Source organism: Paraburkholderia unamae, assembly GCF_003096875.1.
Classification (GTDB): domain Bacteria; phylum Pseudomonadota; class Gammaproteobacteria; order Burkholderiales; family Burkholderiaceae; genus Paraburkholderia; species Paraburkholderia unamae.
Window position 1 is genome coordinate 90,919 of record NZ_QEOB01000021.1, and the last position, 20,819, is coordinate 111,737.

The 20,819-nt window shown below is 65.0% G+C and carries 18 protein-coding genes and 1 pseudogene; 11 read left to right on the top strand and 8 right to left on the bottom strand.

The features are described from left to right. Window positions 1-203: 203 nt before the first annotated feature. The 5 genes from C7402_RS34725 (at window position 204) to C7402_RS34745 (ending at window position 7,827) form a co-directional block, all read left to right on the top strand. Entirely contained in the window at window positions 204-3,068 is a 2,865-nt protein-coding gene (locus C7402_RS34725) for a 2-oxoglutarate dehydrogenase E1 component (RefSeq protein WP_112174723.1), read from the top strand. Between the two features lie 106 nt (window positions 3,069-3,174). Then, window positions 3,175-4,446, top strand: coding sequence for a 2-oxoglutarate dehydrogenase complex dihydrolipoyllysine-residue succinyltransferase (gene odhB, locus C7402_RS34730; protein ID WP_116613791.1), 1,272 nt, complete (start codon window positions 3,175-3,177; stop codon window positions 4,444-4,446). Window positions 4,447-4,559: 113 nt separating this feature from the next. Continuing rightward, on the top strand, window positions 4,560-5,990 hold the full coding sequence (gene lpdA, locus C7402_RS34735) for a dihydrolipoyl dehydrogenase (protein ID WP_112174721.1): 1,431 nt from the start codon (window positions 4,560-4,562) through the stop codon (window positions 5,988-5,990). A gap of 118 nt (window positions 5,991-6,108) precedes the next feature. Continuing rightward, window positions 6,109-7,206 (top strand): cell division protein ZapE, encoded by a 1,098-nt coding sequence (gene zapE / locus C7402_RS34740; protein WP_112174720.1) that lies wholly within the window; start codon window positions 6,109-6,111, stop codon window positions 7,204-7,206. 165 nt (window positions 7,207-7,371) lie between these two features. After that, window positions 7,372-7,827 (top strand): transposase, encoded by a 456-nt coding sequence (locus C7402_RS34745; protein WP_165842061.1) that lies wholly within the window; start codon window positions 7,372-7,374, stop codon window positions 7,825-7,827. A gap of 131 nt (window positions 7,828-7,958) precedes the next feature. Here the strand turns inward: C7402_RS34745 and C7402_RS34750 are convergent, their stop codons facing one another. After that, window positions 7,959-8,423 carry a DUF2147 domain-containing protein gene (locus C7402_RS34750; protein ID WP_224038509.1) on the bottom strand — a complete coding sequence of 155 codons (465 nt, stop codon included), beginning with the start codon at window positions 8,421-8,423 and terminating at the stop codon, window positions 7,959-7,961. Between the two features lie 340 nt (window positions 8,424-8,763). Between C7402_RS34750 and C7402_RS34755 the strand changes: the two genes are divergently transcribed. Continuing rightward, entirely contained in the window at window positions 8,764-9,498 is a 735-nt protein-coding gene (locus C7402_RS34755) for a DUF2968 domain-containing protein (RefSeq protein WP_116613793.1), read from the top strand. 130 nt (window positions 9,499-9,628) lie between these two features. Here the strand turns inward: C7402_RS34755 and C7402_RS34760 are convergent, their stop codons facing one another. Then, the gene (locus C7402_RS34760; protein ID WP_116613794.1) at window positions 9,629-9,817 is read right to left on the bottom strand and encodes a hypothetical protein; all 189 of its coding nucleotides are present in this window, start codon (window positions 9,815-9,817) and stop codon (window positions 9,629-9,631) included. A 194-nt stretch (window positions 9,818-10,011) separates the two neighbouring features. Beyond that, on the bottom strand, window positions 10,012-10,488 hold the full coding sequence (gene hfq / locus C7402_RS34765) for an RNA chaperone Hfq (protein ID WP_116613795.1): 477 nt from the start codon (window positions 10,486-10,488) through the stop codon (window positions 10,012-10,014). Window positions 10,489-11,157: 669 nt separating this feature from the next. Between hfq and C7402_RS34770 the strand changes: the two genes are divergently transcribed. The 5 genes from C7402_RS34770 to C7402_RS34790 all read left to right on the top strand — a co-directional run bounded on the left by C7402_RS34770 (window position 11,158) and on the right by C7402_RS34790 (window position 14,955). Then, window positions 11,158-11,343 (top strand): hypothetical protein, encoded by a 186-nt coding sequence (locus C7402_RS34770; protein WP_133254609.1) that lies wholly within the window; start codon window positions 11,158-11,160, stop codon window positions 11,341-11,343. Between the two features lie 12 nt (window positions 11,344-11,355). Further along, on the top strand, window positions 11,356-11,907 hold the full coding sequence (locus tag C7402_RS34775; protein ID WP_425273818.1) for a sigma-70 family RNA polymerase sigma factor: 552 nt from the start codon (window positions 11,356-11,358) through the stop codon (window positions 11,905-11,907). Further along, on the top strand, window positions 11,904-12,764 hold the full coding sequence (locus C7402_RS34780; protein ID WP_208949056.1) for an anti-sigma factor family protein: 861 nt from the start codon (window positions 11,904-11,906) through the stop codon (window positions 12,762-12,764). Before C7402_RS34775 ends, C7402_RS34780 begins: the two co-directional genes overlap by 4 nt. 70 nt (window positions 12,765-12,834) lie before the next feature. Then, on the top strand, window positions 12,835-14,436 hold the full coding sequence (locus tag C7402_RS34785; protein ID WP_116613831.1) for an FAD-binding oxidoreductase: 1,602 nt from the start codon (window positions 12,835-12,837) through the stop codon (window positions 14,434-14,436). Window positions 14,437-14,607: 171 nt separating this feature from the next. Further along, on the top strand, window positions 14,608-14,955 hold the full coding sequence (locus C7402_RS34790; protein ID WP_133254610.1) for a hypothetical protein: 348 nt from the start codon (window positions 14,608-14,610) through the stop codon (window positions 14,953-14,955). On the opposite strand, the gene C7402_RS34795 is transcribed toward C7402_RS34790, so the two are convergent. The 5 genes and pseudogenes from C7402_RS34795 to C7402_RS34815 form a co-directional block, all read right to left on the bottom strand. Then, the gene (locus tag C7402_RS34795; RefSeq protein ID WP_165842062.1) at window positions 14,918-15,865 is read right to left on the bottom strand and encodes a DUF1571 domain-containing protein; all 948 of its coding nucleotides are present in this window, start codon (window positions 15,863-15,865) and stop codon (window positions 14,918-14,920) included. The genes C7402_RS34790 and C7402_RS34795 overlap by 38 nt on opposite strands. An 87-nt stretch (window positions 15,866-15,952) precedes the next feature. Next, a pseudogene (locus C7402_RS34800) lies at window positions 15,953-16,234 on the bottom strand (AMP-binding enzyme); the annotation flags it as partial. A gap of 138 nt (window positions 16,235-16,372) precedes the next feature. Continuing rightward, complete coding sequence (locus tag C7402_RS34805; protein ID WP_112174710.1) at window positions 16,373-17,590, bottom strand: MFS transporter; 1,218 nt, start codon at window positions 17,588-17,590, stop codon at window positions 16,373-16,375. 377 nt (window positions 17,591-17,967) lie between these two features. Next, window positions 17,968-19,377, bottom strand: a complete 1,410-nt coding sequence (locus tag C7402_RS34810) for a tetratricopeptide repeat protein (RefSeq protein ID WP_116613799.1) — start codon at window positions 19,375-19,377, stop codon at window positions 17,968-17,970. A 211-nt stretch (window positions 19,378-19,588) separates the two neighbouring features. Beyond that, the gene (locus C7402_RS34815) at window positions 19,589-20,716 is read right to left on the bottom strand and encodes a porin (protein WP_224040229.1); all 1,128 of its coding nucleotides are present in this window, start codon (window positions 20,714-20,716) and stop codon (window positions 19,589-19,591) included. Window positions 20,717-20,819 lie beyond the last annotated feature (103 nt).

The window sequence follows — 20,819 nt, forward strand, 5'->3', positions numbered from 1 at the left end:
AGCCCATATGAAAGGGCTTCCAGCGTGGTGTTCGGTCGCATTGCAACCTGTGGTGAGATGCGCATATGCGCTATACTCCGCGGATGCATGATTTAGGTCCTTCCAAGCAGACTTGATTCGCAATCCGCTAAACGGTCAGGCCGTGGCGCGGAAGGTTGAGTAACCCGCTATTTCTCGAGAAACTCGAAGAAAGGTGAGCGTAAATGTCGGAAACGATGAAGCAGTTCCAGCTGAACTCCTATTTGTTCGGCGGCAATGCTCCGTATGTCGAAGAGCTATACGAAGCATATCTTGACAACCCCGCGTCCGTTCCGGACACATGGCGTGAATACTTCGACGCACTGCAAAACGTGCCGTCGTCGAGTGGCACTGCCGACAACGACATCGCCCACGGGCCGATCGTCGAATCCTTCGCTCAACGCGCGAAGGCTAACGCCTTTGTTCCGCGCGGCGGCGGCGAAGACCTCGCCACGGCGCGCAAGCAAGTCTACGTTCAGTCCCTGATTGGCGCGTATCGATTCCTCGGCTCGCAATGGGCGAACCTGGATCCGCTCAAGCGTCGCGAGCGCCCGCCTATCCCCGAACTCGAACCTGCGTTCTACGACTTCACTGAAGCCGATATGGACCAGACGTTCAGCGCCACGAACCTGTATTTCGGTTTCGAGCGCGCGTCGCTGCGCGAGATCGTCAAGGCCCTGCGCGACACGTACTGCGGCACGATCGGCGCCGAGTACATGTACATCAGCGATCCGGAACAAAAGCGCTGGTGGAAGGAACGCCTCGAGTCGATCCGCTCGACGCCGAATTTCGCGAACGACAAGAAGAAGCACATCCTCCAGCGCCTGACGGCTGCTGAAGGTCTCGAGCGCTTCCTGCACACCAAGTACGTCGGCCAGAAGCGCTTCTCGCTCGAAGGCGGCGAGTCCTTCATCGCCGCGATGGACGAAGTCGTCCGTCACGCAGGCGCGAAGGGCGTGCAGGAAATCGTCATCGGCATGGCCCACCGCGGCCGTCTGAACGTGCTGGTCAACACGCTCGGCAAGATGCCGGCTGACCTGTTTGCCGAATTCGAAGGCAAGCACGTCGACGACCTGCCGGCAGGCGACGTGAAGTACCACAAGGGCTTCTCGTCGGACGTCGCAACCGAAGGCGGCCCGGTCCACCTGTCGCTCGCGTTCAACCCGTCGCACCTCGAAATCGTCAACCCGGTGGTCGAAGGTTCGGCGAAGGCCCGTATGGATCGCCGCGGCGACGACAACGGCCTGCAAGTGCTGCCGGTGCAGATCCACGGCGACGCCGCCTTCGCAGGCCAGGGCGTCGTGATGGAAACGCTGAACCTCGCGCAAACGCGCGGTTACGGCACGCACGGCACGCTGCACATCGTCATCAACAACCAGATCGGCTTCACGACGTCGGACCCGCGCGATGCGCGCTCGACGCTCTACTGTACCGACGTGGTCAAGATGATCGAAGCGCCGGTGCTGCACGTGAACGGCGACGATCCGGAAGCGGTCGTGCTGGCTATCCAGCTGGCAGTCGACTTCCGCACGCAGTTCCACAAGGATGTCGTGGTCGACATCATCTGCTTCCGCAAGCTCGGCCACAACGAGCAGGACACGCCGGCGGTCACGCAGCCGCTCATGTACAAGACGATCGCGAAGCACCCGGGCACCCGTGCGCTGTACGCCGAGAAGCTCGTGCAGCAGGGCGTGATCACGGCTGAAGACGGTGACAACTACGTCAAGGCCTACCGCGCCGCGATGGACGAAGGCCACCACACGGTCGACCCCGTGCTCTCGAACTACAAGAGCAAGTACGCGGTGGACTGGGTTCCGTTCCTGAACCGCAAGTGGACCGACGCCGCCGACACGGCCGTGCCGCTCGCCGAACTCAAGCGTCTGGCTGAGCGCATCACCACGGTCCCTGAGAACTTCAAGGTTCACCCGCTGGTCGAGCGCGTCATCAACGACCGCCGCGCGATGGGCAAGGGTGAAGCGAAGCTCGACTGGGGCATGGGCGAGCACCTCGCGTTCGCGTCGCTGGTCGCTTCGGGCTACGCTGTTCGCCTGACGGGCCAGGATTCGGGCCGTGGCACGTTCACGCACCGTCACGCCGTTTTGCACGACCAGAACCGCGAGCGTTGGGACGACGGCACGTACGTGCCGCTGCAAAACATCGGCGAGAACCAGGCGCAGTTCACGGTGATCGACTCGGTGCTGTCGGAAGAGGCCGTGCTCGGCTTCGAATACGGCTACTCGACCGCCGAGCCGAACACGCTCGTCGCGTGGGAAGGCCAGTTCGGCGACTTCGTCAACGGTGCGCAGGTCGTGATCGACCAGTTCATCTCGTCGGGCGAAGTGAAGTGGGGCCGCGTGTCGGGTCTCACGATGCTGCTGCCGCACGGCTATGAAGGTCAGGGTCCGGAGCACTCGTCGGCACGTATCGAGCGTTTCCTGCAACTGTGCGCCGAGCACAACATGCAGGTCGTTCAGCCGACCACGCCGGCTCAGATCTTCCACGTGCTGCGTCGCCAGATGATCCGCCTGTTCCGCAAGCCGCTCATCATCTTCACGCCGAAGTCGCTGCTGCGTCACAAGGAAGCCGTGTCGGACCTGTCCGAACTCGCGAAGGGCACGTTCCAGCCGGTCATCGGTGAAGTGGACGAGTCGATCGACGCGAAGAAGGTCAAGCGCGTGGTCGCCTGCTCGGGCCGCGTGTACTTCGACCTCGTCGCACACCGCCGCGAAGCAAAGGCGAACGACGTCGCGATCATCCGTATCGAACAGCTCTATCCGTTCGCGCACAAGCAGTTCGAAGCGGAGCTGAAGAAGTACGACAACGCGACCGAAGTGGTGTGGGTGCAGGACGAGCCGCAGAATCAAGGCCCGTGGTTCTACATCGAGCACCACCTGAAGGAAGGCATGAAGGAAGGCATGAAGCTCGCGTACAGCGGCCGTCCTGCTTCCGCCTCGCCGGCCGTCGGCTACTACGCGAAGCACTACGAGCAGCAGAAGGCGCTGATCGAAGGTGCGTTCGGCCGCCTGAAGGGCGCGCAGGTCGCGAAGTAAGCACTAGAGCAACCGAACCGGGAAAGCCTTGTGCTTTCCCGCGCTCACGTGCGCGACCCGGTTCGTCTTACGGGGAAGTCCCCGATAAAGTATTCAGGAAAATCACATGGCTATCGTAGAAGTCAAGGTCCCGCAGTTTTCGGAGTCGGTGTCGGAAGGCACGATGCTCCAGTGGAAGAAGAAGCCGGGCGAAGCTGTTGCCCAGGACGAAGTCGTCATCGAGATCGAAACCGATAAGGTTGTGCTCGAAGTGCCCGCGCCGTCAGCCGGCGTGATGGCCGAGATCCTGGTGGGCGACGGCGCAACCGTCACGAGCGAGCAGTTGATCGCGAAGATCGACACGGAAGCCAAGGCTGGCGCCGCTGCGGCTCCCGCCGCCGCCGCTCCGGCTGCTGCCGCGGCTCCCGCAGCCGCACCGGCCGCTGCCGCCGCCGCATCGACGGCAAGCAGCAATGTGGCATCGCCCGCAGCGACCAAGCTGATGGCGGAGAAGGGTCTGTCGGGCGGCGACGTCGCCGGCACGGGCCGCGACGGCCGCATCACGAAGCAGGACGTGCTCGGCGCAGGCGCACCGAAGGCCGCTCCCGCAGCCGCACCGGCTGCGAAGTCGGCTGCTGCCGCCAAGCCGTCGCTGCCGCAAGTCAGCGCACCGGCTTCGGCTGCGAACTGGCTCAACGACCGTCCGGAGCAGCGCGTGCCGATGTCGCGTCTGCGCGCGCGTATCGCCGAGCGTCTGCTCGAGTCGCAGCAAACCAACGCCATCCTCACGACGTTCAACGAAGTGAACATGGCGCCGGTCATGGACCTGCGCAACAAGTACAAGGACAAGTTCGAGAAGGAACATGGCGTGAAGCTCGGCTTCATGTCGTTCTTCGTGAAGGCGGCGGTTCACGCGCTGAAGAAGTTCCCGCTCGTCAACGCGTCGATCGACGGCAACGACATCGTCTACCACGGCTACTTCGACATCGGTATCGCTGTCGGCTCGCCGCGCGGTCTGGTGGTGCCCATCCTGCGTAACGCAGACCAGATGAGCCTCGCCGACATCGAGAAGAAGATCGCCGAATTCGGCCAGAAGGCCAAGGACGGCAAGCTCTCGATCGAAGAAATGACGGGTGGTACGTTCTCGATCTCGAACGGCGGCGTGTTCGGCTCGATGCTGTCGACCCCGATCATCAACCCGCCGCAGTCGGCGATCCTGGGCGTGCACGCGACCAAGGAACGCGCCGTGGTGGAGAACGGCCAGATCGTCATCCGTCCGATGAACTACCTCGCGATGTCGTACGACCACCGCATCATCGACGGCCGCGAAGCCGTCCTGTCGCTGGTCGCGATGAAGGACGCGCTGGAAGATCCGGCTCGCCTGCTGCTCGATCTGTAAAACGCGTTGTAGCGCGAGCCTCGCTCGCGCATCCAGTCTCACACTGAGCGCTGCGCGCGCGGACTCCGGAAGCCGGGGTCCGCGCGCCGCGCTCACGTATCGAAAGGATGACCATGTCCAAAGAATTTGACGTCGTCGTGATCGGCGCCGGCCCCGGCGGCTATATCGCGGCGATCCGCGCCGCGCAGCTCGGCAAGTCGGTTGCGTGTATCGAAAAGTGGAAGAACCCGGCCGGCGCGCTGAAGCTCGGCGGCACCTGCCTGAACGTGGGCTGCATTCCGTCGAAGGCGCTGCTCGCTTCGTCGGAAGAGTTCGAGAACGCCCAGCACCACCTGGCCGACCACGGCATCAGCGTGGGCGACGTGAGCATCGACGTTACGAAGATGCTCGGCCGCAAGGAAGCCATCGTCGAGAAGATGACGAAGGGTATCGAGTTCCTGTTCCGCAAGAACAAGATCACGTGGCTCAAGGGCCACGGCAAGTTCACCGGCAAGAACGACGCCGGCGTGCAGATCGAAGTGAGCGGCGAAGGCGAAACCGAAGTCGTGACGGCGAAGAACGTCATCATTGCGACGGGCTCGAAGGCGCGCCATCTGCCGGGCATGCCGGTCGACAACAAGATCATCGCCGACAACGAAGGCGCACTCTCGTTCGACACCGTGCCGAAGAAGCTGGCCGTGATCGGCGCGGGCGTGATCGGTCTGGAACTGGGTTCGGTGTGGCGCCGTCTGGGCGCGGAAGTGACCGTGCTCGAAGCGCTGCCGGAATTCCTCGGCGCCGCTGACCAGGCGCTCTCGAAGGAAGCTGCGAAGCTCTTCAAGAAGCAGGGTCTCGACATTCACGTCGGCGTGAAGGTGGGCGAAGTGAAGGCCACCGACAACAACGTCACGATCAACTACACGGACAAGGACGGCAACGCGCAAGTGCTCGAAGCCGACCGCCTGATCGTGTCGGTTGGCCGCGTGCCGAATACCGACAACCTCGGTCTCGAAGCGATCGGCCTGAAGGCCAACGAGCGCGGCTTTATCGACATCGATGACCATTGCGCAACGGCGGTGCCGAACGTGTACGCGATCGGTGACGTGGTGCGTGGCCCGATGCTCGCGCACAAGGCCGAAGACGAAGGCGTGCTGGTTGCCGAAATCATCGACGGCCAGAAGCCGCACATCGACTACAACTGCATTCCGTGGGTGATCTACACCGAACCGGAAATCGCATGGGTCGGCAAGACGGAACAGCAGCTCAAGGCCGAAGGCCGCGACATCAAGACGGGCCAGTTCCCGTTCATGGCGAACGGCCGTGCGCTCGGCATCAACAAGGCCGACGGCTTTGTGAAGATGATCGCCGACGCCAAGACCGACGAGCTGCTGGGCGTGCACATCATCTCGGCCAACGCATCGGACCTGATCGCGGAAGCCGTGGTGGCGATGGAATTCAAGGCCGCCGCCGAAGATATCGGCCGCATCTGCCATCCGCACCCGTCGCTGTCCGAAGTCATGCGCGAAGCTGCACTCGCCACTGACAAGCGCGCACTCAACATGTAAGCGCGAGAGGCAGGGCGGCCGTTTTATCGACGACCGCCTGGCCTCGAAGTACCTTGCATCACGTACGGAGGCGGGTGGGCTTTAGCCCTCCCGCCTTTCCTCATTTGCGGCCCAGAAAATGAACGTCACCGAATACTACGAAAACGAATTGCAGAAACGGGGATACAAGCCCGATACGGCGCAACGTGTCGCGATCGACCGGCTGCAACGGTGCTACGACGAATGGGCTGCATACAAGTCGCGCCGCTCGAATGCGTTCTGGAAGCTCATCAACCATCCGGATCTGCCGCGCGGCGTCTACATGTGGGGCGGCGTGGGGCGCGGCAAGAGCTTCCTCATGGACAGCTTCTATGCCGTCGTGCCGCTACAGCGCAAGACGCGTTTGCACTTTCACGAATTCATGCGCGAGGTGCACCGTGAGCTCGAAGAGCTCAAGGGCACGGCCGATCCGCTCGACGAACTCGCGCGCCGCATTGCGAAGCGCTATCGCCTGATCTGCTTCGACGAATTCCACGTCTCGGATATCGCCGACGCGATGATCCTCTATCGCCTGCTGGACGGTCTGTTCAAGAACGGCGTGCAGTTCGTAATGACGTCCAACTACGATCCCGATCTGCTTTATCCCGACGGCTTGCATCGCGACCGCATGCTGCCCGCCATCGAGTTGCTCAAGAGCAAGCTCGACGTGCTGAACGTCGATGCGGGCATCGACTACCGGCAGCGCACGCTCGCGCAGGTCGAGGTCTATCACACACCGCTGGGCGCGGCGGCGGACAAGGCGCTGCGTCACTCGTTCGCGGAGCTGGCCGCGGTGCCCGACGAAAGCCCGTTGCTGCGCATCGAGAAGCGCGAACTCAAGGCGTTGCGCAAGGCCGATGGCGTCGTGTGGTTCGATTTCGCCACGCTGTGCGGCGGGCCGCGCTCGCAGAACGACTACCTGGAACTGGCAAGCCGCTTCCACGCCGTGATCCTCTCCGGCGTGCCGCAGATGACGCCGCGCATGCAGTCCGAAGCGCGCCGCTTCACCTGGCTCATCGACGTGTTCTACGACCACAAGGTCAAGCTGCTGATGTCGGCCGCGGTGCCGCCGGAGGAGCTTTATGTGGAAGGCCCGATGGCCAACGAGTTCACGCGCACGGTGTCGCGCATCGTCGAAATGCAGTCGAAGGAATATCTCGAAACGCCGCGTCGTATCGTCGATACGGCCCTGACCTGACTGTAAAAAACGCAATTGAGGTGGGCAGCCAGGGCGCATCCGTTGCGATGCGCCTGTCGCAATAAAGCGTTGCCGCACCTTTTTCAAGATTCGGACTCGTCTGATATGGACGGCGGGGGCGAGTGGATATCGTTTGTCAGTACAGCTTCTGACAAAGGACCTTCCATGACTCCGCATCGCGATATTACCGACGACGAATGGCAGCGCGTGATGCTGCTCCTGCCCGAACTGCGCCCGCGCACCGAATTGCGCGGCCGCCCGCTCGCCAACACGCGCTCGGTACTCAACGGCGTACTGTGGGTCATGTATAGCGGGGCGACCTGGTCGGCCATGCCGCGCCGCTACCCGTCGTATCAAACCTGCCATCGGCGTTTCAAGGCCTGGCACGACGAAGGCGTGCTCAAGCGCGTGATGGGCGAGCTTTTCGGCGAAGAGGGCGAGACATTGTGCGACACCATTGAAACGCGCATGCGCCGCCACGCGACCCGTGACGAAAAGGCCGCACGTCGTCAGGAGGCGGCGCGCAACGTGCCCCGCAATTCTCCGTTCGTGCCGACTGCGCCGGCGGCCTCGCCGTTGCATCCGTTCAACTATCGCTCGGTGTATCGCCATACGGCGTAATGCCGCCGCGAGGCACGGCGCGTGGTGACGCGTCGCGCCTCGCATTCATCCGTACACGCTTCGTCTCTCAGGGTCCCTTGCCGGTTTGCGCACCGGCTTGCGGGCCATTCACGCCACGGATCCCACCGGTCTCACTGCTGACGCACCCAGGTCTGCGAACGGCCGAGCAGCGAAATGCCCATATAGCCGCGCACCACGAGTTTCTGGCCGCCGTCCTCGGTGTGCATCTTGCAGCGGTACACCTTGCCGTTCTCGGGGTCGAGAATGTGGCCGCCATCCCAGCCTTCGCTGGTCTTCTTCATGCTGTCGATGATCGTCATGCCGAGGATCAACTGATCCTTGCGCGAGTCGGTGCACGCCGTGCAGCGGCGCTCAGGCTGATCGTTGGCGCTTAGCCCCTTGATGACCTTGCCGCTCAGCTCGCCGTTGGCGTCCGCGCTGATCTGCACGAGCGCCTTCGGTTGGCCGGTATGGTCGTCGATGGTCTGCCAGACGCCCACCGGCGAGTCCGTTTGCGCATGTGCGGCGAGGGCGCCGCACAGCAGGGCGCTCGCCAGCGCGAAATGGCGCGCGGCGCGACCCATGAATCGGTTCATGTCTTCCTCCACTGATGTCGTTTGTGATGTCGATACAGCCCGCGCGGCGCGTGTGGTGCGCCGAGGGTCAGGGCAGGATACTGGAAAGCACCGTGTGCGTTTGAGAGTAGGAACTCTAGTTTGAGCGGGCGCATCTGTGCGCGCAGCCGCCTGCTTGCCGCGCTGGATCAAAACGGCTGGAGACGCAAGGACACGGCGCAATTCTTCGGAAATTCCCGCAAAGTGTTGTAGGAAAAGATACGCAAGCGCCAAATTTTCGACGAGGATCCCGAAATCCGTGAAAGTGAGTAATAATTGTGCCGATTTGTAAAAATTAGAACTGTTCAAAGCAGGTTACTACATGGACTACAAGTGGAGAGTGCGTCGCATCGCCTTGGCCGCACTGGTGTTGATCGGGGGAATGGGTACGGGTTGCGCACAGACGCCACCTGACAATTCAGCAACAGCAGCGCCCGTGGCGCAAACCAGCGGCGCGCCGGTGGCGCAGGACGAGCAGGCAGCGGCACCTGCGCAGGTGCAGGCCGCGAGCCAGGCAACCACGCTCACGCCCGAGGAAGCGAAGCAGAATGCGGCGGGCAACGTGGCCGAGTTGCAGCAGATGCTGCGCAATTCGGAACTCAGCGATCTGCGCACGACCTACAACGGCTCATATGGGGCGAGCCTGCTGTTCTACGGCAAGGAAATGACGTACTACGTCACGCTGTTCCAGAACAAGACGTTCTGGCGCGTGATCAAGACGAGCGACGAGACGCGCGCCGAAGGGGTCTATCGCGACTTCGCGCAGAAGACCGCGCAACTTGCCGAAGTGGAGATCCGCCGCACGCGCCTCGAGGCGCAGAAGGCGTTCACCGACCGCATGATCGCGCTCACCCAGGACCACGCGAACCGGCTCCAGGCCGATCTGGCCGTGGCACGCGAGCAGCAGGCGCTCGTCGCCGACCAGCAGAAGCAGACCCGCGATCAGGCCAATTCGCTTCAGGCCCAGAAGTCGGCGGCCCAGGCGCAGCTGCGCACGGTGCAGCGCCAGGTGCGCGAGCTTCAGCAGCAGGTGGAAGGCGGCTTGCCGATCCGCTGATCGGTCTTGCTGTCGGCGCGAGGGTGCAAAGAGTCAAACAAAAAGGCGGAGCGTTCATCAGGACGCACCGCCTTTTTTTCATGGGCGATTTCCGTGAGCAACGCAGCGCGCCAACGCGCGCGTCCGGTGCTCAGTGCTTGCTGTGACGATGGCTGTCGTGCCCTTTGTGGGATTTGTCGGGGGATTGCGGTTTGGGCTGCGAGTCGGCCGGCTTCGGATCGATGGCGACGGGGTCGCTTGCCGGGAAGGTTTCTTCGAGGGCCTCGTCGAGCGGATCGTCCTGCGAGGGTTGCGGGGTCTTCGGCTTGGAAGCGCTCATGGTGGTCTCCGTAGCGAGATGCGTCACACTCAGAATAACGCAAAGGCCGGAACCATGATGGCAAGGAGCTTGCGCAGGCGGGGAGGAGGCGAAAGCGCTTGCGCCGCGCGCAAGCAAGCGGGCGCGCCGAGGCGCGCCCATTCTGTTGAAACCCGGCCGGTGGCGACTGTTAGCGCGCCAGTGGGCGCGCAGGCTTAGCTGTTGCCGGAGCCTTCGCCGCCGTTGCCGTTGCCGCCATTGTTCACGGCGCCATACAGCCGGCGGCGGCGCGTGACGACGACCGGGCCGTCTTGAGCCGGGCGGTCGCCGCCGGACGGCGCCGACCAGTTCTCGCGCGGTTCACGGGGTTCACGCGGCTCTCTTTGCTCGCGCGGACCGTGGCCGCCATGGCTGCCGTGAGGGCCGCGGGTCGTATGCTCGCCGTGCGAGCTGCGAGCGCCGCCGGGGCGCGGACCCGGACGGGTGCCGGTGTCGAGCTGGATAGTGGAGATGGCGCGCTTGTAGATGCCTTGCAGGCCGACGGGCGTGCGCAGCATCACCAGGTACTGATCGAACGACTCGATGCATCCGGTCAGGCGAATGCCGTTGACCAGATAAATTTCGACGCGCTTTCTTTCCTTTCGCGCGGCGTTCATGAAGTCGTTTTGCGGGTGCGATTCTGCGGAAGGCATGGACTAGATTTGGCCAGGCGGCGCAATGCCGCAATCAGTTGGAAACGTTTGCTCGCCGCGATTCTACCTTGTGTCGGCGAAGCGCGCGTGCAGGGGAGTAAGCTTACTGCACAACTATACCGGCTGGCGGCCGCAGCCGCAGATTCACGAAAAATGCAGCGTTGCGTCCCTTGTCGTTGGCCGCCGCAAAGCGGGCGCGTCCCGATGACAGGTTTCGCTACGCGGCGACGGCATTTTCAAGGGCGCGCGCGGCGACGATCAACGATTGTGCCGCGTGTGACATCGTGACATAACGCCGCACATCCGCCTGCCCATTTGCCCACTGATTTGCCTGCTCATCTGCCTATTCAGACAGCGTAGTTCATGAAGACGCAGCATGCTCAACGGATTCGAGTGCCAGGCGCCTTGATCATCGTCGGATGATTTTCACGGTTCGTGCGCATTGCGTTCCGTGCGGCGGCGCACGTGGCGGCATGCAACGTTGCGTAACGGCGCGCAACGCAATGCGCACCGTTGCCGTGCGGTCCGTTCGCGCCTGCGAAATCTCCGCTTGCACGGAATAAGCACGCCCTCAGCGACGTTTAACACGATATCGACCCTGCCTCGGGAGCGCGCGCCGGTGCGGCGCGCGGCCGTCGTTTCTCAAGCTCTCCCAGGCAAATGGGCCGCATGCCCGACGCAACCCCGGTGGAGGCGATCATGAAGCGGTTTCGCATGTTTCTTGCATGTCTCATGTGTGCGGCGCTGGCCGGGATATCGGGAGCCGGGCTTGCCGCGTGCAGCGACATGAACTCGGGCGGGTCGTCGAGCGGATCAAGCGGCTCGAGCGGTTCGGCAAGCGGCGGCGGCTACTGAGCGGCGCGCGGCGTGTTGCGCCATCCGTCGCCCGAATTCGAAGCGCAGGTCGTGGCGCAGCTTGCGCCCATGCGCCGCTATGCGCGCGCGTTGACCGGCGATGCCGCCTGGGCCGACGATCTCATGCAGGACGCCGCCGAGCGCGCTCTCTCGCGCTGGACGTCCTTTCGCCCGCAAAGCAACTTGCGCGCATGGCTGTTCACGATCCTGCGGCATCTCTATATCGACCAGTTGCGCGGACGCCGCGAGATCGCCGTCGACGACGAAGCGGCGCCGTGGCGCGCGCTCGAAGCGCCGCACGGCGAGGTGGACGGCCTCGTGCTGCGTGACCTGCAACGCGCGCTCTACGTGTTGCCCGCGGCGCAGCGCGAGGTGCTGCTGCTCGTGTGCGTGGAGGAGTTGAGTTACGGCGAGGCGTCGGCAGTGCTCGGCGTGCCGCCGGGTACGGTGATGTCGCGCCTTTCGCGGGCGCGCGAACATCTGCGCGCGCTGCTCGATACAGGGCCGGCGCAGGACGGCGCAAAACACACGGCGTCGCTCAGGGTGGTGGGGACGATGCGATGAACGACGACGATCTCGGCCACGAGCACGAAGGCGCGACGCCGCAGGAAGAGGCGATTTCGATGCTGGGTGCTTTCGTCGACGGAGAATTGCCGCCGGGCGACCGTGCGGCGCTGGAGGCGCGCCTTGCGGCCGACACGCAGGCGGCGGCGCGCGTCGCCGCCTATCGGGCGCAAAAGGCCGCGCTCCAGGCCTTGTGCGCGGGCGAGCGCGCCGGGCCCGATGCGCCCAATGCCCACGATGCCGCGCCCGCCGTGCTGGTACTGCGGGCGCGAGCGCCGTGGTGGTGGCGCGCGGGCGTCGCGGCGGCCTGGGTGTGCGTGGGCGCGGGGCTCACGGCGGCCGTGATGGCGCTTGCGCCCCGGCTCGCGCCGGATCTCGCGCCGGGCGTGATCGCGCGCATCGAAACGTCCGAGTCTCCCGAAGCCTTCGCGCGCCGCGCCGACGTGGCCTACGCGGTCTATTCGCCGGAGCAGCGCCATCCCGTCGAAGTGGGCGCGGCCGACGAAGCGCATCTGATCGCGTGGCTCTCGAAACGGCTCGGCAAGCCGCTCACCGCGCCGTCGCTGGCGGAGTACGGCTACGCATTGGTGGGCGGCCGTCTGCTGCCCGGCAATCGGGGGCCTGCCGCGCAATTCATGTACGAGAACGACGCGGGCGAGCGCCTCACGCTCTACGTGGGCAGCTCGCGCGCGGACCGCGATGCCGTGCGGCTCCTGCGCGACGGCAACCGCCGCACGTTCTACTGGAGCACCGATCGCACGGGCTACGCGCTCTCGGGCCCACAGACCGAGCCGAAGCTGCGCGAGATCGCGTTCGACGTGTGTGGTGCGCTGGGCGGCAAGCCCGGGCAGTGGTGAGCGGCGAGGGGGACGTCATGCTCGTCGCGTGCTTCGCATCGATTATCCGTTCCGTTGGCGGAGCGCGCCGATGAACGCCGCGCGCCCCTTGCCGCCCGGTATCGACGAGGCCCGCTTCGAGCGTGCGCTCGCCGCGTTCGAGAGCATTGTCGGCGCGCCGAACGTGTGCCGTGGTGGCGCGTCGCTCGGACCGTATTTCGACCCGTTCGTTCCGCTCGCCGATTCGCATGCGTTCGCACCGTCGGCCGCGATCCTCCCCGCGGGCGTCGAGGAGATCCGCGCAATCCTGCGCGTCGCCAATGAAACGCGCGTGCCGCTCTGGACCGTCTCCACGGGCCGCAACTTCGCCTATGGCGGCGCCGCGCCACGTCTCGCGGGCTCGGTCGTGCTCGACCTGCAACGCATGAACCGCATTCTCGAAGTGGACGAGCGGCTCGCGTGGGCGCGCGTCGAGCCCGGCGTGAGCTACTTCGACCTGCACGCGCACCTGCGCGAGCAGCACTTGCGCCTGTGGGTCGATCCGCCCGCGGCCGGCTGGGGCAGCGTGGTCGGCAACACGCTCGAACGCGGCTTCGGCTCCACGTCCTATGGCGACCACGCGGCGGCGCAGTGCGGCATGGAAGTCGTGCTCGCCAACGGCGATGTCGTGCGCACCGGCATGGGCGCCATCGAGAACGGCACCGCCTGGCAGCTTTACAAGCCCGGTTACGGTCCCTCGTTCGATGCGCTTTTCATGCAATCGAACTACGGCGTCGTCACGAAGATGGGGCTCTGGCTGATGCCCGCGCCGCAGGCCTTCGTGATCGGCGAGATCCAGTTCGCGCGCGAGGACGATCTCGGCGTGATCGTCGATACGCTGCGTGTGCTTCAGCTCGACGGCACGCTTGCCCAACACGCGGTGATCGAAGGCGTGATCCGGCGCGCGGCGAGCATCGCGCCGCGCGCGCGCTGGTACGGGGGCGATGGGCCGATGCCCGAGCCTGCCGTTGCCGCGATGCAGCGCGATCTGGGCGTAGGGCGCTGGAACTTGCACTACGCGCTGTATGGCGCGCCCGAGGTGATCGACGTGCAGCGCGTCATGGTCGAGCGGGCGTTCGGCGCGGTGCCCGGCGTCAGTTTCGCGGCGCGACGTTACGCACAGGGCGACGAGCCACAAGGCGGCGGCGACCGCAATCTCGCGGGCATTCCGGCCATGAGCGCCTTTCGCATGCTCGACTGGCTCGGCGAAGAAGGCGGGGAGGGCGAGGGCGCTCACGTGGACTTTTCGCCGTTGTGTCCGGCCGACGGCCGCGACGCGCTGCGTCAGTACGCGCTCGTGAAGGCGCGCGCGGCCGAATACGGCTTCGATTACTACGGTGGCTTCACGGCGGCGGGGCGCCATCTGCATCACGTGTTCGCGGCGATTTTCGCGCGCACTCGCCGCGACGATGCCGCGCGTGCGGGCGACCTGCTGCGCGCGCTGATGAGCGATGCGGGCGCGGCCGGCTACGGTGTGTACCGCTCGCATCTCGTCTACATGGATTACGCCGCCGCGCAGTACGGCTTCAACGACGGCGCGCTGCTGCGTCTCGCGCAGACGGTGAAAGACGCGCTCGATCCGCAGGGCGTGCTTTCGCCGGGCAAGCAAGGCGTGTGGCCCGCGGCGTGGCGCGCGCAACGCGGTTACACCTGACGGATGGGCGGGACGACTGCACGAGGACTGCGGGAGGACGCGATGGACCGGCGAGCTTTTCTCCGCGACGCGGGCGCGATGGCGCTGGGCGCGGCGTGTCAGGCGCACGCGTTTCCGCAGGCGTTTGTCGCAGCCACACCGCACGCAAATGGGATGTGGAATACGGCGAATATGGCGAACATCGCGGTGTTCGATCCGACGCTGGCGCAAGGCCGCTCGCTCGTCCGCGAGGCGGCGCGCGTGGGCTGCGTCGCGCTTTCGCTCGCGGGCTCGGTCAGCGATCCGGTCGACCGTGCAAACCATCTCGCCGTCAACGACGACATCGGCCGCCTCTGGCATGCGGGCCTCGCGTGGCGGCTCCCGCCGGGCGCTGTCGTGGTCGGCGCGCTGCGTCCTTCGGACCGGTTCGTGCTCGCGCGCCTCGCCGCCGCGCAGCGTGTGACGTTGATCGACTTTGCCGGCTTCGGGCGGCTGTGCGCGGCTAAAAGCGATAGTCCGGATTGCGCGCGTCGAACGTGAGCGCGTCGAACGCTTTGGGCTCGATGCGTTCGATTACGACGTCCTCGGTGAGCCGGCCTTCGCTGTCGTACGACTGCACGGTGCGAAACCATGCATGGCGCAAGTCGAGGCCGAGCGTCTCGCGGCTGGCGGGCAGGTCGCGCGCGCCCGCCGGCACCTCCCACGTGAAGGCGACGACGCGCACGCCGTCGCGCGTTTCGATGGTGATGCGTGTGGGCCGCGCCGCGCCCGCATCGGCGAGCCGCGGATAGTCTTCGAGAAAGCGCCGCGCGATCGCCTCGGTGCCGAGCTCGGTGAGCCGATGGTGCGATTGCGTGCGCGCGAACGCGCCGTCGAGCGCGGTCCACATCGACACCGCGCCGAGCAGGCCGCCCATGTGTCCGTACATGGCGTCGCCCCGGTGTGTGGCGTCGTAGAGCACCTCCTGGCCCGCGTGCGCGCCGTCGGGCAGCCAGCGCGCGTAGAGGCGCAGCGGATCGTGCGCGAGGCGCACGAGCAGATGATCGGCTTGCGCGGGCCAGCGTCCGTCGATGCGCTCGCGGTGGCGCATCGTAAATTCGCAGTCGGCGTAGCCGTTCGGTCCCGCTGCGATATAGCGCTCGAGCGTGCGCGCATCGAGCGAGGCGAACAGCGCGACGAGCTGCGCGTCGCCGAGCCGTTCGAGCGTGTCGTCGCGCGCGGCGCGCTGAAGCCAGCGCACCTGCGCGTCGGGGGCGAGGGCGCCGACGCGCGCTGGCGGCGTCGCGGCCTCGGGCGTTGCGCCGTTCGCGCTCGCGAGGCAAACGCTTGGTAAAACGAAAAGCAGGAGAGAGCGTGTGATGAAGCGCCTGATCGAAGCTCCGGTCGAATGTCCACTCAAGCGCCACGCACCGCAGCGGCGCAGCGCAACAGGTGTCGGTCGAGACTGCATCGACGGGCCCTCCACGATGCGTCGATGTTGACGGGCGGCCGGTGCGCGCGAGGCGCGCCGCCTGCACCGCATCAACGCATCAACGTTTCACGCCTGCGTTTTCTTCCCCGCCGCGGCCAATTCTTCGTCGCGCAATGCGCGGCGCAGGATCTTGCTGATGTTCGATTGCGGCAGCGACTCGCGAAATGCCACGAGGCGCGGCACTTTGTAGCCCGTGAGCTGCTGGCGGCAGAACTGGATCAGCGCCGCTTCCGTGAGCGCGCGATCGCGCCGCACGACGAACACCTTCGCGCGTTCGCCCTGCACCGGATCGGGCACGCCGATCGCCGCCACTTCGCGCACGCCGGGCTTTACGCCCACGTCTTGCATCATGCACTGCGATCATGCAACGCGCCGCGCGCGCCGGCCAGGGTGGCTTACCCGGTACAGCAAACGCGGCAACAAGCGCAAAAAAAGGCCGTGCGGGCGAACCCGGCACGGCCTCTTATGACTCACACGTTCGACACCTCAGACGTTTGTCACCTGTTTGGCGGTCTGCGTCATGTCGATACCGCGACGCTCGCGGCTGAACGGGATCAGCACGGCGATCACGATGGCCACCGTGCCGGCGACAATCGCCATCGCCATCGAGTAGTTCTGGTTGTGCGTTTCGGCAAGCGATGCCTGGAGCGTGGCGTTCACCGAAGCGAACAGATTGCCGAGCTGATAGACGAGGCCCGGGAACGTCGCGCGCACTTCGTCAGGTGAGATTTCGTTGAGGTGCACGGGGATCACGCCCCACGCGCCCTGCACGGAAATCTGCATGAGGAACGCGCCGAGCGCGAGCAGCACCGGGCCTTGCGAGAACGCCCACAGCGGCAGCACGGGCAGCGCGATCAGCGCGGCGATGAAGATCGCCTTGCGGCGGCCGATCTTTTCGGAAACCTGACCAAAGAAGAGACCGCCCACGATCGCGCCGATATTGAGCACGATGGTGATGATCGAGACCGTATGCGGATCGAAGTGATGCTGCTCGCGCAGGAAGGTCGGATACAGGTCCTGCGTGCCGTGCGAGAAGAAGTTGAACGCCGTCATCAGCACGATTGCGTACAGCGAGAGCTTCCAGTTGTGCTTGAGCGTGCTGAGCAGGGTCGGGCGCGCGCGCTTTTCCATTTCCTTGAAGGCCGGCGACTCGGGCACGTGCGCACGCACGTAGAGCACGAGCAACGCGGGCAGCACGCCGATGAAGAACATGCCGCGCCAGCCGATGTACTGATACAGCACGCCGAACACGATCGAGGCGAGCAGATAGCCGCTCGGATAACCCGCCTGCAACAGGCCGGAAACGATGCCGCGCGACTTGGGCGGAATGGTTTCCATCGTGAGCGCGGAGCCCACGCCCCATTCGCCGCCCATCGCGACGCCAAAGAGCGCGCGCAGGACGATGAAGGTGGCGAGGTTGGGCGAGAAGCCGGTGAGCAGTTCGAGCAGCGAATAGCACGCGATGTTGACCATCAGCGTGGGACGGCGGCCATATTTGTCGGCAAGTCGGCCGAATATCAGCGCGCCTAGCGGACGCATGGCGAGCGTCAACGTAATGGCAAAAGCCACTGCCGGGATTTTGGTGTTGAATTCGGTGGCAATGTCTTTCAGAACGAAAACCATCAGAAAGAAATCGAATGCATCGAGCGTCCATCCCAGATACGCCGCGATCGTGACGTTCTTCTGTTCCCGCGTCCAGCTCATGTTGATTGTTCTCCTTTGAAACCGGTGCAATGCCATGTCTCCTGTCGATCGCGGCCGAAGGCTTGTTGCGATCACATGCATATGCCGGCATTGCGTTGTGTGGCGGATCGGCCCCCCCGCATTGGGCCTCGCGCCAGTGTACGCCCGGCATTAAACATTTGCATGCATGTTGACTGGAACCGCTAGTAATCCCTGGAGAATCAGGTTATGAGCGAAAGCTTTTTGTTTTAATTGTAATTTAAATGTAATTAAAGTGAAGGTGAATAAGCGGTTGAGGTAATTGAAGCGATTGAATGGGCCCAATGGAAGAATGCAAACGAGCAGGCTAGAAAGCCCGCTTGTTTGCACTCCGGAATAGTGCAGGAAAAGGCGGGGCGCTAGCGTCGCAGCAGCCAACCGATGGCGCGCGAGATGACGTCGTGCCACTCGCCCATTTGTGCCTGACGCAGAACCGTTGCCTCGCTCATCCATGGCGTGCCGGCGCCGGTATGGCCCCAACGCCATTCGCCGGTGGCATTGACGAGCACGGCGGTCGGTTTGCCCAGCATCGCGCTCAGGTTCGCGGCAACGGCATCCACGCTCACGACGGCGTCAAGCTGTTCGATGCAGGCCGCCGTGTCGGCAAAGCTGGCGATGCCGGGGCCGTAATGGCCCAGAGCGCCGCGCGGCGTGCCATGCACAAGCTCCGCGGCGGGATGGTGCAGGCTCACGAAATGGACTTCGCGCGTGAGGGCGGTGTCGGTGGTGAGACGTTCGACCTGCGCGAGCGGCACGCTGCGCAAGCCGGCCCAGCAACGCTCCTTCGCGCCGATTTCCCTGGAGTGGCGTTGAACGCAGTCCCAGAAGAGTCCGACGAGCCGCTTGCCGGATTCGCGCGCGCGCAGCGCCTGCGACCATGCGCGGGCGCGCTCGCGCGCCGCCTCAGGCGCACGAAGGAACGCGCCGAAGTAGGGCTGCGGGCGCGGCGAGTCGTCGGCGGCGAGCAGCGGCAGATGAAGCAGCGTGGCTTGCAAGGTCGGCGCGAATGACGTGACGCCTTCGAGTGCGTCGTGCGGCAAGGGCGCGCCCACCGTGAGCGGGCGTGTCACGCCCAGCACGGTGCATTCGGGCAAGGAGGCCTGAACGAGGTCGTGAATCGCATGATCGCAGGTGAGCATGATCTCGGCGCCCGCGTCGAGCCACTGGCGCACGCTCGCGAACAGCAGGAACTGGTCGCCGTAGCCCATCTGGTGCGTGACGAGCACGCGCTCGCCGCGCAGATCGCGCTGGCCGCTCCACATCGGCACCTCGGCATGACGGTAGCTGCCGCTGTCGCCGTGATTGCGCGCGAGCCAGGGGATGAAGCCGCGCAGGTCGCCCAGGCTGAGCAACGCTTCGGCCAGCCACTTGCGGGCTTTTTGCGCGTCGCGCGAGCGATCGGCCGGGTGGTCGCGCAATGCCGCTTCGAGGTACTCGATGGCGCGCCCGGTTTCGCCGCTCAGGTAAAGGTCGCGCCCGATACGGGCCTCGCAAAAGAGCGGCGACCACGGCAACGCCTGGTGTGCGATCCAGGTGGCGGCGGCCTCGGCGTGGCGGCCCTGGAGACGCAAGGCGCGGGCGCGCGCATGCACGAAACTGCGGTGGAGCGGGTCGAGCGCGAGCCCTTTGTCGGCCCAGGGCAGCATTTGCTCGTCGCGGCGCGCATTCACGAGCCCATGACAGATTTGCGAGAGCGGATCGACATATTCGGGCGCGCGCGCGTGCGCCGTGAAGGCTTCGAGGAGCCATTGTTCGGGGGATTGGGACATGGAGCGAACCGGCGAAGAATGATTCGGAGTGACACAAAAAATTCTATCGATGCGTTCGCACAGGGGAATCAGACAATTCTGAGATGTCTGCGAGGGTGATGCTGTCGGGGTCCGATGTCGGAACAGTAGCTGCAATGAAAAACGGCGGCGCCGCGCGTGTTGCGCAGCGCCGCCGCTCAGGCGGTCGGCAGACAGGCCGGTGCCGTCGCTATCAGAAGATGTTGCGCAGGCCGATCGAAATGCCGGTCTGGTTGCTGCGGCCCGGCAGTTCCGCCGTCGCCGCGCCGTTGACCTTGTTGAAGTCGACCGTGCCGTAGACTTCGGTGCGCTTGGAGAGCGCGTATTCGGCGAGGCCGACGATCGCGTAGCGATTGCCGCTGCCGAGCGAGCCGTCGACCGTGGTCGCGTTGCGCATGTGGTCGTAGTAGAACGCGCCCGTGATCGCGAGCGGGCCCGTCACTTGCCACGTGAAGCCGGCGAACGGGCCGTCGTCGATGCGGTTGGTGTTCTTCGGCGTGTTGGTGGTCGAGTAGCCTTGCTGCGCGAGCAGGGTGTCGACGAAGCCGGTGTCGTCCTGCGAGCGCAGGTAGCCGACATAGACCTTGGCCGAGCTGAACGCGTAGACGACGTTCGCGTTATAGATGGTCTGCTTGTTGTTCGAGTTGTCGCTGTTCTGCTGCACGCCCGCCATGATGCTGACGGGGCCGGCCTTGTACGACGCCGTGAAGCCGTACATGTTGCCCGCGCCGAGGTGGCCCGGAATATTGCCCGAGAAGCCGCCCGCGCCGGTCGACGCGTAGTTCGTGCCGAACGAGTACATGGCCTCGACGTTCAGGCCGCCGAACGTGCCGTTGTACTTGACCGCGTTGTCGGCGTAGAGGCCGGCGCCGAGCGCCACGGGCAGCCACGCGTTTTCGAGGTAGTTGCCGACCGTGAGGGGATCGTAGGTGTCGGCGAGCTGGTCGAACAGCGGCGACTTCTGGCGGCCGAGCGTGAGCGTGCCGTACTGGCTGGCAAGCCCGACGTACGCGTTGCGGTTGAACATGCGGTGGCTGTCCGAGAAGCCGCCGCTTTGCAGGTCGATGCCGCTTTCCAGATCGAAGATCGCCTTCAGGCCGCCGCCCAGGTCTTCCGTGCCGCGCAGGCCGATACGGCTGTTGGTGACGGCGCCGTTGGTCATGAAAACCTTGCCGTCGTTGTTCGCGTTGGCGTTCGTCAGGTAGCGAATGCCGACGTCCGCGACGCCGTACAGCGTGACCGAACTTTGAGCGAAGCTGTGCTGGCAGGCCAGCGCCAGCGCGAGGCCGCCAACGGCCGAAGCGATCTGGGTGTGTCTCACGGTGTAATCCTGTTTCATCTGCTGCGTGTTGTAAGTCCGTCGGACCGCCGGGGTGCCGGGGCCCGCATTTTGTTGTGCGCCGCGCCAGTGGATGTTGGGCGGG